This window comes from Thermomonospora catenispora (genome assembly GCF_006363815.1).
Lineage (GTDB): Bacteria > Actinomycetota > Actinomycetes > Streptosporangiales > Streptosporangiaceae > Thermomonospora > Thermomonospora catenispora.
On sequence record NZ_RRYT01000056.1, the window covers coordinates 1 to 12,895 of the forward strand.

15 protein-coding genes are annotated in these 12,895 nt (G+C 73.3%); 3 read left to right on the forward strand and 12 right to left on the reverse strand.

Translation table 11 applies throughout. The features are described from left to right. On the reverse strand, positions 1–196 hold a 196-nt coding region (locus EIO00_RS24905; protein WP_206664246.1), incomplete at its 3' end, for a ParA family protein. A gap of 488 nt (positions 197–684) precedes the next feature. Between EIO00_RS24905 and EIO00_RS23180 the strand changes: the two genes are divergently transcribed. Next, positions 685–1,275, forward strand: coding sequence for a hypothetical protein (locus EIO00_RS23180; protein ID WP_140182425.1), 591 nt, complete (start codon positions 685–687; stop codon positions 1,273–1,275). 71 nt (positions 1,276–1,346) lie between these two features. Here the strand turns inward: EIO00_RS23180 and EIO00_RS23185 are convergent, their stop codons facing one another. The 8 genes from EIO00_RS23185 to EIO00_RS23220 form a co-directional block, all read right to left on the reverse strand. Then, positions 1,347–1,631 carry a hypothetical protein gene (locus EIO00_RS23185; protein ID WP_140182428.1) on the reverse strand — a complete coding sequence of 95 codons (285 nt, stop codon included), beginning with the start codon at positions 1,629–1,631 and terminating at the stop codon, positions 1,347–1,349. A gap of 447 nt (positions 1,632–2,078) precedes the next feature. Next, the gene (locus EIO00_RS23190; protein ID WP_140182429.1) at positions 2,079–2,363 is read right to left on the reverse strand and encodes a hypothetical protein; all 285 of its coding nucleotides are present in this window, start codon (positions 2,361–2,363) and stop codon (positions 2,079–2,081) included. Then, the gene (locus EIO00_RS25735) at positions 2,360–2,953 is read right to left on the reverse strand and encodes an NUDIX domain-containing protein (RefSeq protein ID WP_277752902.1); all 594 of its coding nucleotides are present in this window, start codon (positions 2,951–2,953) and stop codon (positions 2,360–2,362) included. The genes EIO00_RS23190 and EIO00_RS25735 overlap by 4 nt, the downstream gene beginning before the upstream one ends. 312 nt (positions 2,954–3,265) lie before the next feature. After that, positions 3,266–5,296: a hypothetical protein gene (locus tag EIO00_RS23200; protein WP_140182433.1), complete on the reverse strand. Its 2,031-nt coding sequence runs from the start codon at positions 5,294–5,296 to the stop codon at positions 3,266–3,268. Positions 5,297–5,395: 99 nt separating this feature from the next. After that, positions 5,396–7,219 carry a hypothetical protein gene (locus EIO00_RS23205; RefSeq protein WP_140182435.1) on the reverse strand — a complete coding sequence of 608 codons (1,824 nt, stop codon included), beginning with the start codon at positions 7,217–7,219 and terminating at the stop codon, positions 5,396–5,398. After that, positions 7,200–7,490 (reverse strand): hypothetical protein, encoded by a 291-nt coding sequence (locus EIO00_RS23210; RefSeq protein WP_140182437.1) that lies wholly within the window; start codon positions 7,488–7,490, stop codon positions 7,200–7,202. Before EIO00_RS23210 ends, EIO00_RS23205 begins: the two co-directional genes overlap by 20 nt. A 5-nt stretch (positions 7,491–7,495) precedes the next feature. Then, positions 7,496–8,794, reverse strand: coding sequence for a helix-turn-helix domain-containing protein (locus EIO00_RS23215; protein WP_140182439.1), 1,299 nt, complete (start codon positions 8,792–8,794; stop codon positions 7,496–7,498). Further along, entirely contained in the window at positions 8,794–9,030 is a 237-nt protein-coding gene (locus tag EIO00_RS23220) for a hypothetical protein (protein ID WP_140182441.1), read from the reverse strand. The genes EIO00_RS23215 and EIO00_RS23220 overlap by 1 nt, the downstream gene beginning before the upstream one ends. A 196-nt stretch (positions 9,031–9,226) precedes the next feature. Between EIO00_RS23220 and EIO00_RS23225 the strand changes: the two genes are divergently transcribed. Together EIO00_RS23225 and EIO00_RS23230 are read left to right on the forward strand one after the other, a co-directional pair. Continuing rightward, positions 9,227–9,946, forward strand: coding sequence for a GntR family transcriptional regulator (locus tag EIO00_RS23225; protein WP_140182443.1), 720 nt, complete (start codon positions 9,227–9,229; stop codon positions 9,944–9,946). A gap of 263 nt (positions 9,947–10,209) precedes the next feature. After that, complete coding sequence (locus EIO00_RS23230; protein ID WP_140182445.1) at positions 10,210–11,325, forward strand: helix-turn-helix domain-containing protein; 1,116 nt, start codon at positions 10,210–10,212, stop codon at positions 11,323–11,325. 78 nt (positions 11,326–11,403) lie between these two features. On the opposite strand, the gene EIO00_RS23235 is transcribed toward EIO00_RS23230, so the two are convergent. The 3 genes from EIO00_RS23235 to EIO00_RS24350 form a co-directional block, all read right to left on the reverse strand. Then, entirely contained in the window at positions 11,404–11,655 is a 252-nt protein-coding gene (locus EIO00_RS23235) for a hypothetical protein (protein ID WP_140182447.1), read from the reverse strand. A gap of 247 nt (positions 11,656–11,902) precedes the next feature. Further along, entirely contained in the window at positions 11,903–12,412 is a 510-nt protein-coding gene (locus EIO00_RS23240) for a hypothetical protein (protein ID WP_140182449.1), read from the reverse strand. A 20-nt stretch (positions 12,413–12,432) separates the two neighbouring features. Beyond that, positions 12,433–12,895 (reverse strand): P-loop NTPase family protein (locus tag EIO00_RS24350; RefSeq protein ID WP_161602788.1); only part of this gene is annotated, 463 nt, incomplete at its 5' end.

The window sequence follows — 12,895 nt, forward strand, 5'->3', positions numbered from 1 at the left end:
ACGGCGCCCGCTGGTGCCAGCGGCCCGCCGAACCTAGCCCGTCGAACGCGGCCGGGGCCAGGGACGAACGGGCGCCGCCGGGATCGGCGTCCACCAGGAGCACGCGTTGGCCGGCCTCGTGCGCGGCGTGCGCCAGCCACACCGCGCTCGTGGTCTTGGCGGTGCCCGGCTTCAAGTTGGTCAACGTCCAGATCATGACCAGGGACGATACGCGGCACGCCGTCCCGTGTCCCCGTAACCCCGCCTTTGCGTGGTCCCGTATCCCCGTAATCCCGTGACCCTGTATGCCCGTGTGCCCGTGGCGATGGCGGCGTCCGGGCCGCGCTGTCGCACCTCTCGCACTCGTGCGAGGAGTGCGATGCCCGCAACGGGGCAAAACGGACATTTCTAAATGGCGGGAATGCGCCTTCCCGGGAGTCAGTCCGATTTTCGTGACGACATCGCTGGTTTTCGTGACGCTCGTGGGCTACCCTTTTCGTGACGGTGAGCGTGACGAAAAAGGGGTGCGCGATGGCGTGCAGGGCATGCGGCGGGCCGGTGCCGGCCCGAGACCGAGGGCGCCCGGCGGTGTACTGCTCCCAGGCGTGCCGGGCCCGCGCCTACCGGGCTCGCAAAGCCGGACGCCCTCTGGACGCGGCCGGCCGGAGAGGACAGCAGCCCGCCCGTGACGAAAGTCTGGCGACCGTGACGGACATCCCGGCGCCCATCCCGACGCTGGAGGATGTCGAGGGCATGCCCGGCATCCTGCTGACCGGCGCCAGCGCGGTGCTGGCCGCCCCCGACGGGCACGTGGTGCTCGAGCGCATCCCGCGGCGGCTCACCGCCGCCCAAGCCGCCGACCTGGCCCGCGCCCTGTGGGCCGTGCACACCCACCTGACCGGCCCGACCCGTGATGAGACCCCGCGGCCCGTCACGGCACCGGCCGCCACGCCTTCCGCCGACACCGATCCGACCCGTGACGAGGAGAGCGTGACGGAAACCGAGTGGGAGGAACGGCGCCGGGTCGAGCTTGCCGAGTTCGAGCGGCGGCTCAAGCCGCTTCCTGAGTTCGGCGACGGCTACCAGGTGGCCACCTGGCCCGGCACCGGCCACCACTACCTGGTCTACCGAGGCGAGCGGATCGGCTACGCCGCCAAGCGAGGGCTCACCAGCATGTGGGAGGCCCGCACCCCCGAAGGGCACAAGATCCCCTACACCGGCACCTACAAGACCCGCCGCGACGCCCTCATCCAGGTGGCGCTGCACCAGTCCAAGCGCCACCAGAGCACCGGATGAGAACTTTCTCTACGTGGTCGAGTTCGAGCCGCGCCCCCTCGAGGGGGCGCGGCTCGAACGTGTTCCGCCGGTCATGTCTCTTGTGGGGTGGTGTAGGCCTCTGGTGGTGGGTCGCTTGGTGAGGCCGGGAACCAGCCCCAGAAGTGCCAGGTCGTGCGGTCATTGTTTGGGGCGTATACCGCCCGTGGCGCCGGATCCTCGTCCGGGCCTCGTTCAGGGGGATGGGCGCTGATCAGGTACGCGCCCGCCTCCTCGATAGGGCGGTCATAGACCACTGACCGCGGATAGGTCAGGGTCTTGCCCGCCCAGTCGGGTGGGCCGCCGACCAGGCGCACGTCTACCGTCTCGTCAGCCATGCGCCCAGCCTGACGCACCACGACCAGGCCTCCTGGCCGGTTACGCAAGTTGGCCAGCCGCGGTCAGACATAGGGGTGACAGCAGGCGCGCCCGTACGGTTCCGTTGCGGTGGATCACAGGGAGGAGAGGCCGTGGCGTCAGATGAGGATGAGGAGGGTCTGACGACGACCTATGTGCAGCTCGCGGGCGTGGTCGGCGCGGTGGTCCTGCTCATCGTGATCGTCATCGCGGTGGTCGTGGTCTCCGAGGAGGAGCCCCCGGCAGCGGCGCCACCGAGTGCTTCGAGCAGCGCCGCTGCGGCGCCACCGCCGCCGCCTGGCTCCCCGCCGGCCACGCCCACGGCTGCCGGATGGTCAGGGCAGGGATCATGCCTCTCCTTCAGGGGGGGAGGGGCCCCGGGGCCGGGCTCCCGGGGCCCGATGGCGAGGGTCAGCGGGTGGGGGTTGCTAGATGAGGCCGCGGCCGCTGGCGCGGCCGGCCAGGGCGGCCAGCACCAGCCGACCGGCGGCGGCCTGCATGATGTCGGGGCTGGCGGTCCAGTCGAGGGCCAGTGCGCGCACCCGCTCGAGGGCCGCCTCCTGGGTCGCCGCCTGGGCGTCGAGCTGACGCACCTGCCGGACGAGGGTCAGGACCTCACGGGCGCAGGCCGCTGGCTCGTCGGGGTGCACCCTCCTGGCGCGCATCTCCAGGTCGTGGAGGGTCTCGGGCGCGACGGTGGTACCGCTGCTCATCGCAGGGCCTCCCGCAGCATGTCGAGGTGGGCGGCGAACACCCGGCCGCGGTAGGTGGTGGCGAGGTGGCCGGTCAGGGTGGTGTAGTCGTCGGCCTGGATCCAGGCGGCGCGCTTGGCGTCGTCGCGACCGGCGACCGGGGGGAGCTGTTCCACCGTGCCCAGGTGGGTCGTGCAGAGCGTGGTGACCATCCAGGCCTCGTCGGTGGCCCTGGGGTCGGGCACGTACCGGGGCGGGGTGGTCGTCCAGGCGGCGTCGTCCAGCGTCAGGCCGGTCTCTTCGGCCAGTTCGCGGATGGCGGCGGCCAGGGCGGTCTCGCCGGGGTCGACGTGACCGCCGGGCAGCGCCCAGCCGTGCCCGTCGGCCCGCTCGACCATGACGATCCACCGCCGCCCGGCGCGGTCGGTGGCCATCACCAGGGCGTCGGCGGCCTGAGCCTCGCCCCAGTGCCGCAGGCCGCCCTGCCCCGTACGGCCGGTGCGCTCGCACGGGTTGACCGGCCGGCCGCCGATCACCTGGAAGGGGATGGCGGCGGCGGCCTGCCGGGCAGGCCAGTCGATCTGGGTCGGGTCTTCGGGGATGATGGTCACGGATCTTCCTTTCTTGGTTGGGGGATCCAGGGCCCCGGGGTGTTGGCGCACGGCCGGGGCCGCTTTGTGTCTGCGGGTGTTGGGTCTCCTTTCGTCGGTCGGGTGGGGGAGTCCCCCCCCCCCCCCCCCCCCCCCCCNCCCCCCGGGTCTGACGGGGTTTTCCGGTGCGGGGAGGGGGGTGGGGGTGGGGTCCCCCAACCCCCCCGAGGTGGGGTGTCTGCCCAGGTCATCGGGGGTTGGGGGACTGGTTGGGGGACCCCTGGGGGAGGGTGTGGGGGTGGGGGAGTCCCCCGACCCTCTCCCCCGGGGGAGTCATCCGGCGGCCGCCGCGGTGGTGGTGTGGCGGGCGGCGGCCTGTTCGATGTCGGCGCGTTCGTAGCCGCGGCGGTTCTTGCCGCCGCGGACGAACTTCTCCTTGCGGGGCTTCACCCCGTACTGGCCCAGGGCGTCGGCCAGCGCCCACACGTCCGGCATGCCGAGGGCGTCGGCGAGGGTTTCGGAGTGCATGCGGGTGTCGGCGGCGGCGTCGAACGCCTCCAGGGCACGGCGCAGCAGCTCGGGCACCTCGCCCCGGGCCGGGGTGGCCTGCGGCTTGGCCGGCACGGCGGGTGCGGCGCCGACGACCCGCAGCGCGGCCGGAGCGGTGGTGTCGGGGGCCGGGGCGGGGTCGGGGATGGCGGGCAGGTCCTGGCCGGTGAACGCGGCGCGCATGCGCTCATAGCGGCCGGTGTAGATGTCGCTCATCGGGGTGGGGCGGCCGGTGCCCAGGTCGATCTGGTGTTCGGCGTCGGCGATCTGTGCGCTGGCGGGGTCCAGTTCGGGGCGGTGGTCGGCCACGGTCACGGCCGCGGCGCGGATGTCCTCGGGCAGCAGCAGCCAGGCCTTCATCGGCCGCGGCAGGGTGGTCTCGGGGGTTTGCAGGAAGGCGCAGCCCTTGGTGGGCAGGTCGGCCATGGAGATGCCCTGCTGCCAGTTGTACAGGTGGCCCAGGTCCGGCTCATCCAGCCCGAACAGGGCGATCTTGATGCCGGACTGCTTGAGGATGGCCGGGGCGACCATGTCCTGGGTGGGCCGCAGCGAGCTGATGATGACGTTGACCGCCTCGTTGCGGCCGATGCGCTGCAGCTCCATCAGCCCGTCGCGGATCTGCCGGGTGATGGGGTCGCGGGTGGTGGGGGAGAGCGCTTCGGCGCCCTCGTCGACCATGATGACGATCTCCGGCAGGCGGTCGGAGACCGGCAGCAGCTTGCTGTTGGCCTGGGCCTTCAGGGCTCGGTAGGACCGCTTGCGGTCCTTGGCGATGGCCAGCGCCACCGTCACCATCAGCAACGCCTCCTCCGGGGTGGAGGCCGCCCAGTCGATGGCGGGCCGGGAGGTCTCGCCCTCCAGCCACGGGTGCAGCCACGGCTGGCTCATCCCGCCGCCGTTGAGGTCGATGTGCCAGACCACGGCGTCGGTGCAGCGGACGATGCCGTAGGTGAACACATCCAGCTGGTTGGTCTTGCCGCCGCCGCGGCGGCCGGTGATGAACACCGCCTCCTCCCGCAGCTCCACTTCCGCCACCGCAGAGTCGCGGTACTCCCCGATCGCCACCGGCTGCAGGATCGAGCGGGGCGAGCAGTCGCCGGGGTGGGGCAGCACGGCCTCCCCCAGCCGGTTGATCGTGGCCACCGACAGCACGAACTCGCCGCGGTTGCCGCCCGGCTTGACCTCGCACCCGCAGCCTTCGGGCAGCCGGGCATCGGTCGCCAGCGCCTCGCAGGCAGCGGCGATCTGGCGGCGGGTGGCCGGGCCGGGCGGGAGCTGGCCGTGCACGTCGTAGCCGGCGCCGTTGTCCCACGGCCGCACGTCGGTGACGGTCACCGCCACCCGGCAGACCCGCCGGAACCGCCGCTCCCACTCCAGGCCGATCTTGCCGCCGCCGCGCAGCACCACCGCCGTCCCCGGCTCATCCTGGGGCGGCGCATCGATCCGCCCCAGCGGCGCCAGCGTGCCGGCGGCCAGCGCCCCAACCGCCAGCGACGCCAGCCCCGAGGTGCTCCACACCGTCCCGGCATCGCTCAACGCCCACGTCAACCAGCCGCCCGCAGCCGTCCAGCAGCCCAGCCGGTACAGCAGCGCGCCCGGCCCCGGCTGGGCCTGAGCGGTGGTCACCACCTGCCCCAACGCGCCCACGACCGCACCGGCCGCCCCCCACAGCGGGCTCACCTGGGCCATCTCCCCGACCCCGGCCACGGCCGCCAGACCGGCGGCGCCCTGCACGGTGGCGCTGACCACGCCCCGCGGCGCCAGCGACCAATCCACACCCTTGGCCGTCTTGGTCTTCTTATCTGCCCTGGCCACGATCCGGCCCCCTACCTGCTCAGTTCCAGCGATCTGTCGGTTCTGGCGATCTGGGGGCCGCACCCGCCCCAGAGGGAGCGGATGCGACCGGACAGACCGTCAGACCCCGCTGACGTCCCACTTCTCCTCGCTGATCCGCGGGGTCTCCCCCCGCCGCAGGTCGGCCTCGTGCACCTGCCGGAACAGCGGCTCCACCCCCTGAGCGGCCTGGGCCAGCTGGGCCAACCCGGTGTACAGCTGCCCGATCTCCTGCACCACCGCCTGGTCGATCGGGTACTGCCCCTCCAACCGCTGGGTGTAGGTGCGCAGCGCCAGCGCGACGTTGGCGAACACATCCGGCAGCTGCTTCAGATCGGTGCTGACCGTCCACATGTCCGGCGGCTCATAGGCCGCGGCCGCGGCGTTGAGCTCAGCGGCGATGGTCGCCAGCGGGAATCCGCCCTGGATCTGCGTCATCCTGTTCCTCCTGTTCACTCGTGGACTTCCGGCGGGAAGCGCCCGCCGACCCCCGACCCGGTACGGGCCGCGCCGACCGGCCGCACCCGCCGCTCCGGCCGCAGCACCCCGCCCGGCCCGACCGGCGCCGCCCGGCAGCCGCACCACCGAAGCGGGCACCTGACCGGAAGCGGGCTGACCGGCCGGGCCGGGCTTGGGAGCCTGACCGGCGCCGCCCGGCAGCGCGGCCACAGCAGACGAGACAGAGGGGGCAGAGGGGGCAGCGGACCGGCCCGACCGGGCCGCCTGACCCGTCTGGCCCGTCTGGGAGGCCGAAGAGGCCCGGGAGGCCCGGCGCGAGCGCCGCCGCAGCCACCAGGCGGCCCCGCCGCAGGCGGCCGCCCCGACCGCCAGCAGCCACACCGGCAGGCCCATCGCCACCCCGCACACCACCCCGGCCACGGTGCCGCGCACCGCCCACCGCGACCGGGACGCCGACGGGGAAGACTTGCGGGTGCGCCAGGCGGCCACCACCCGCCCGGCACGGCCGCCGCTCTTGGCGTCCACCCACGCGGCGGCCTTGCGGACCGCCGGACCGGCCTGCCCGCCCACGGTGCGGAGAGTGCGCACCGCGGCCCGGACCGCCCGCCCGGCACGACCACCCGTGGCGGCGTTCACCCAGCCGGCGGCCTTGCGGGCCGCCTGTGCGGCACGGCCCACCGGACCACGCCGCACAGCACCGCCGCCCGCCTGCCCGCCGGACGATCCACCGCTCTTCGACCCACCGGCCTTCCCGGCCTGGCCGCCGGTGCTCTTCCCGCCGGCGGCCGGGGCGCCCTTGGACTTGAGCCTGCCGAGGCCACCGAACCAGCCCCGACCAGCACCGCCCCGAGCCGCCCCGACCCGGCCGACGGCCCCACCGCTCCGGCCGCCGCTCTTGCCGACAGCACCGGTCCTGGCGGCGCCGACGCGCCCGGCGGCCCGGCCACCCAGACCGGGCATGCGGGACGCCGACCGCCCCGCCGGGCCGCCCAACCGGCCACCGGCGGCCTTACCGGCCCCACCGGCGCCACCGGACCGGCCACGGCCGGTCTTGCCGCCCAGCAGGCCACCGAGCCCACCGGAGCGGCCACCGGTGCGTCCCGCCGTCACGGTGCGGGTCACCGTCTGCTCCCGCCGCCGGCGGCGGCCACCCAGGCCCAGGCGACGCCGCACATACAGCGCCCCCGCACCAGCCGCCAGCCCACCGGCTACCAGCAGACCCGGCACCCCCACCAGCGCCCACACCCCGGTGACCGCCAACGCGACCGCCGATAGACCACCGACCGCCAACTGCCCGGCCGGCACCCCCTCCGGCCGCCGCTCCTCCTCCGGCTCCTGCCGATGCGCCACCTCGACCACCGGAGCCTGTTCGGCCTGGTCAGCGGGGGGTTGGGGGACTCCCCCGGGGGAGTGCTCCCGCTCCTGCTCAGGCACGGCAGCGGTCACCGCAGCACACCCCCTCCAGGCCCTCCAGGGGCAGCGGCAGCTGGTCGGCGCAGACCGGGCACCGCTCCCACCAGCGGGTGCGGTGCCGCTGCGGGTCACGGCACTGCTGGTCAGCGGGGATCTTCGGCAAGGACGCCAGGTGGTCGGCCTGGTCGGCGGCGGCCATCTTCCGGGACGCCCGCTCAACCCCCTCCAGGCCGCAGGCGCAGGTGAACCGGTAGACCTTCTCGCCGTCCTCCACGCGGCGGGTGATCTTCGGACGGTGCCGCACGGCGGTCACTGCGCACCCCCCTCCTGCCGGAGGGCCCGCAGAGCCCGACGGTGCCGCTTGACGGTGTCCTTGCTCAGCCCCAGCGCCTGCGCCACCTCCGGGACGCTGGCGCCCGGGTGCTCCTCCAGGTACAGCGCGATGCGCTGCCGGGTGCTGGCACCCAGCGCCCGCCGCGCCTGCACCGCGGGCAGCACACGATCCGCACCCCCCGCGGGATCCGGACGATCGGCCTGGTCACCCTCGATGCGCCCCGGGGTGCGCATCGAGGGGCGCATCGACCCCTCATCGGCCCCCTCGGCACGCTCAGCCCCCTGCGGGCCGCGCCCGTCCGGCGGCGCCACCGCGGCCACCCCACCGTCCGGGCCGCCGTCCTGATCGGCCAGCCACGCCTCCAGCGCGGCCGCGCCGCGGTCGGCCTCCACCGCCACCGGATCCACCGCGGCCGGCGGCTCCCCCTCGCCACCGGTCTCCTGCTCGACCTCCTGGTCGGCCTCCTGGCCGCCGTCGTCGTCGCGCTCCTCCCGCACGGGGGAGGCGGGGATGGTGAACAGGTCCTCGCCCATCGCCACGGCCCGCAGCTCGTGCTCGTCCGTCGCGGTGACCTCAGCGGCGCGGGCCTGCATCGCCGCCGCGCTGCGGTCGGCGATCACGCACGACAGCAGCGCGAACGCCGCCGACCCGATGGAGCACAGCGCCCCGACGACGTTGAGCGTGCCGAGGTTGCAGCCCACGCTGACCAGCAGCGGCACGACCATCAGCGCCCACAGCACCCGCGACTGCCAGCTGCCCCGCTCGACCACACCGCCGTGCTCAGCCAGGTGCGCCCGGTAGGTGATGGCGGCCGTGGCCAGCCCGGTCAACCCGACCTCAGCGATGTAACCGGTCCCGCCCGGAGCCCCGATCGCCGACGCCGTGGCCTCCACGCCCATCGCGCTCCCGGCCGCCAGCACCACCGACGCCCCCAGCGCCAACCGCAGGTAGGTCCGCTTGGTGGTGTGCAGCGCCAGCACGCTGCGGGCCGGACTGGCAGCCTGCCGCGCCAGCGCCAACGCCTCCAGCGCCCGCTCCGCCTCAGCGGCCCGGGCATCAGCCACCCGCAGCCGCCGCTGCACCCGGGAGTGCTCCGCACGCAACGCCTGCCGCTGCTGCTCATCCCGCAGCTCATCCGCCAGACCCCGCGTCGCCGGATTCCGCCACGGATCATCCAGCCGCTCCTGGCCGGAGATCTGCTCCAACGCCGCCGCCTGCTCCGTACGGCGCTGCACCTCAGCCACCACATCGGCGGCCTTCTTACGCCCGGCCATCACCACGCCACCCCCACGCGGTCGGTGGGCTGGCCAGCCAGCTCAACAGCGACCTCATCCAGCAGGTCGTCGAAGATGTCGGCGACGGCCGCGCGGCGGGCGCGGGCCTGCTCCAGGTCCTCCCCGGGCAGGATCGGCGCCCACCACTCCAGCGGCACCCGCCTCAGCGCCCACACCAGGGCGCTCACGTCCGGCGGCGACGTGGCCGACCGGGACTCCAGAGGGATGATGGACACGGACCAACTCCTTTCAACGCAGGTGGTCCAACCCGCGGCCTCCGGTGCGTCACCACCGGGGGCCGCCCTCGTTCTGCCACCCGATGCTGGCCTAGGCCAACATGTCGTGTCAATAGGTTGCCGGTACGATCTAGACGGCTAAGCGATTGAAAGGAGGGGAGCAGTGGCGAAAATTCAGAGGACTCCACCCCCATACGTGCAGATCAGCACGGATATCCGGGAGCAGATCCACTCCGGCCAGCTCCGACCCGGAGACGTATTGCCCAGCGCCCGTCGGCTCGCGGAGGACTACGGCGTCAGCCGAGCGACGGTGGACAAGGCTCTGGCAGGCCTCCGTGCTGAGGGGATCATCAGGGCCGTGCCGCGGGTGGGCACGGTGGTGGCGGATCAGGTGCCGGGTGCACGTGTGCAGTCCGGCGGCATGCGGTTCCGCCGCATGTTGACCACTGGCAGGGCCACAAAGCCTGGTGAGCGGTCCGAGATCCTCTCGGCTGACCTGGTCCCCGCGCCCGAGAATGTGGCTGCCGCGCTGCGTGTCGAGGCCGGCAGCCCCGTCATCCGCCGCCGCCGGCAGTTCATCGACGACGGCGGGGTGGCGGCGCTGTCTACGTCGTGGCTCCCTGGTGACCTGGCCAAGGCCGTGCCGGCGCTGCTGCGCACCGAGCGGATCGAGGGCGGCACCATCGGCGCAATCTCTGCTGCGACCGGTCGACACCCGGCGCCGGGGACCGACACGGCGATGGCGCGGCTGGCCACCGAGGAGGAGGCAGCGGACCTCGGTCTCGATACGCCCGCGGCCGTGCTGGTGGTCGAGGCGCGGCTGGCGGACGAGGACGGCGTGCCGCTGGAGTACGGCGTAGACGTGATCGGCCCCGGCCGCCCTTGGACCGTGGGTTACGACCTCGGTCAGGTCTAGCCACAGCTAGGCCACGTCACCGTAAGGTCCCAAGACATGGTGAGGGCCGGGAGACCCACCTCCCGGCCCTCGAAGAAGTCCCTGTTGCTCAATTCAGGGGTCGCCCTCCTCTGGTGCTCAGAGAGGCGCGGTCCCAGGCAGGAGCACGCCCTGCAGCACTGAGAGGAGTGCGCTTTGAGGGTACCCATCCGGGTAGACCACGCATACCCGGCCCCGTCCAACCCAAGGTCAAGGCTGGACTCCCGCCCGACGGGGGGTGGCCGGTGAGCTACTCCAGGATCGAGCGCGGCCCGATGGCCGCCGACGCAGTCGGCCGGTACTTCACCCAGATCAGCAACTCCCTGTTCCGCGACCCCCGGATCAGCGGCCTGGCCAAGGCGGTGTTCGGGCTGATCTCCACGCACCGAGACGGCTATGGGGTCTCAGTGGAGACCATCGCCCGACACATGCGCGAAGGGCGGGACGCCATCAGGAAGGCCCTGAGGGAGCTGGAGAAGTACGGCTACCTCATGCGAGTCCAGACCCGCGACCCCAAGACGGGCCGGATGGGGCCTGCCGTCTACTACATCACCGACATGCCGGATGGGCTGGACATCTCACTCCCCGCCCCAGCCCCAACCACGTGTTTGCCCAGGTCAGCACCGTTGGCTGAAAACCCGCCGACGGTGCTGACCTGCGAAAACACCGCTGAGGACGAGAGTTTCCGCAGGTCAGCACCGTCGGCTGAAATACCGACGACGGTGGCACCGTCGCCGGTGAATCCGACCCCTAAGAAGAACAAGAGAAAGAACACCAATCTCTCCTCCTCCCCTAGCCCCTCCAGCCACACGAGCGCGGAAGCCGGAGAGCCGGAGGAGGAGGAGGGATTCCGAGACGAGAAGAGCGAGGGTCCCTCCGGCGAGGCTCTGGAGCTGGTGGATGCTGCCGTTGCCGAGTGGCGGGGGCACCGGCCGCCCACCCCGGCTGAGCGGCTGAGGCTGGCGCAGAGGGCCGCTGAGGCCCTGCGGCAGGGGGCAGCTCCAGAGGCGATCCACTACGCCCTCACGCACGATCTGGAGCCTGGGCAGGTGCGGTCTGCGGTGGCCGTGGTGATGGCTCGCACGGCAATGGACGGCTGGGCCGACCCGGCACCCGAGGTCGTCCAGGCCCCGGCCGCACCGATGCCGCCGTGGTGCGGCAGGTGCGACTCCCCTGACTACCGGTGGATCCAGGACGACGATGGGCGAGTCCGTCGCTGCCCTGACTGCCACCCGTATGCGGATCAGTCTCGCCCGAAGGGGCGCCAGGACGCCGAATCCGAGGCGGGGGCCGCGCTCGACAACGTGGTCTCCGGGCTGGAGGAGTTCCGGCGCCGCAGATCGGCGCTCAGGCGCGCCTGAGCGGCCCTCACAGCGGTCGGGGCGTCCCCGGCCCCCCTCTCCTGTCCGGGGACGCCTCTTGGGGGCTTCTGTGGGCTCTCAGCCCTCCGCAGAGGGCTCGTCGTCCACTCCGGCGGGGAACCAGCCGCGGAAGTACCACGTGGTCACCGGCCCGTCCGGGTCCGGGTCGTAGATGGCCCGCGGGGCGGGGTCCTCCCACGGCCGCCGCGGCGGCGGGTAGGCGCTGATCACCGCCGCCCCGACCTCCAGGTCGGTGCCGGCCGGGTAGGTGAGGGTCTTGCCCGCCCAGTCGGGTGGGCCGCCCACCAACGTCACGGTCACAGTCTCCATGGGCCCACCCTGACGGCTGCCACCTGGCTGCGCCGGAAGTTCGGCCGGGTGGCCGTGGGTGGCCACTCGCTTCCCTTACGCCGTAAAGCTGGGTGTCGTCATCCGGTGATCATGAGCGAATCGGCGCAGGTCAGTCCACCGGAGTCCCCCTAGGGGGACTCCGGTGTTCCCGCGCGAGTCGCTCCCCGTCCTGTGGTCCCGTATCCCCGTAACCCTGTAGTCCTGTAGTCCTGTAGTCCTGTGATGGTCACAGGTCGTGGGCGCGGGCCTCGATGCGGGCGGCGAGGTCGGGGTCTTGGAGCAGCAGCGTCAGCAGCAGCCGGACGGGGGCGGCGTTGGTGGTGTCGTGTTCGGCTGCCCAGGCGCGCAGGTCCCCGTACAGCGGCGGGTCCAGGTCGAATGTGGTCTTGACCGGGTTGGCCGGCCGGGGCGCGTCGGGCAGCAGGTCGGCGACGCGGCGGCCGGTGGCCGGGTCGGTGGTCAGCTCGATCAGCAGTGCTCGCACCACGGGGGCGACCCGCAGCAGTCGCCGTCCGGCCCAGGCCTTGACTTGGCGCAGGTCGGCCGGGTCCAGGTCGAACGTCGCCTTGACCGGTGTGATGCGCGGCGCGGAACGCCGCATCGTCCGGGCCGGGGGCGGTGGGGCCTGCACCGGCTGCTCCTGGCGGCGGGTGTCGGCGGCCGGGGCCTCCTGAGGCGTTGGCGCGGGCGGCGTGGGGGCGGGGCGGGGGATGGCGCGGGAGGCTGCGGCGGCCATGCTGCCCCTGCGGCGGCGGGTCACCGGGCGCTCCCGGCCAGGGTGGTGATCTCCTCGAACGCCGCGGCGTAGGCGGTGCCGGCGGCGACCACCGGCGCGCCGTGGGATTGGGCGAACAGCTCCAGGCGCGGGATGCGGGTGGACAGCACGCGGTATCCCTGGTCGGTCAGCGCTTCGGCGGCCTCCCCGGTCGCGGTGGCGTTGGCCACGCACCGGTTCAGCAGGACGCAGGAGACCAGCGGCGTGGCGCGCAGCGGCTCGATCTCTGCCAGGACCGCCCCGACCGGGGCCATCCGGTCGATTTCGGCGGTGGTCGGGGCGACCGGGATCACCGCCAGGTCGGCGCACCGCAGTGCCGACACGGCGATGCCCTGGTGGTCCTCGATGGGCGGCGAGTCGATGACGGTCAGGTCATAGTCGGCGGCGACCTTGGGCAGCACCCGGTGCAGATCCCGGGACGGCTGGTCGATCACCTCGAACGGG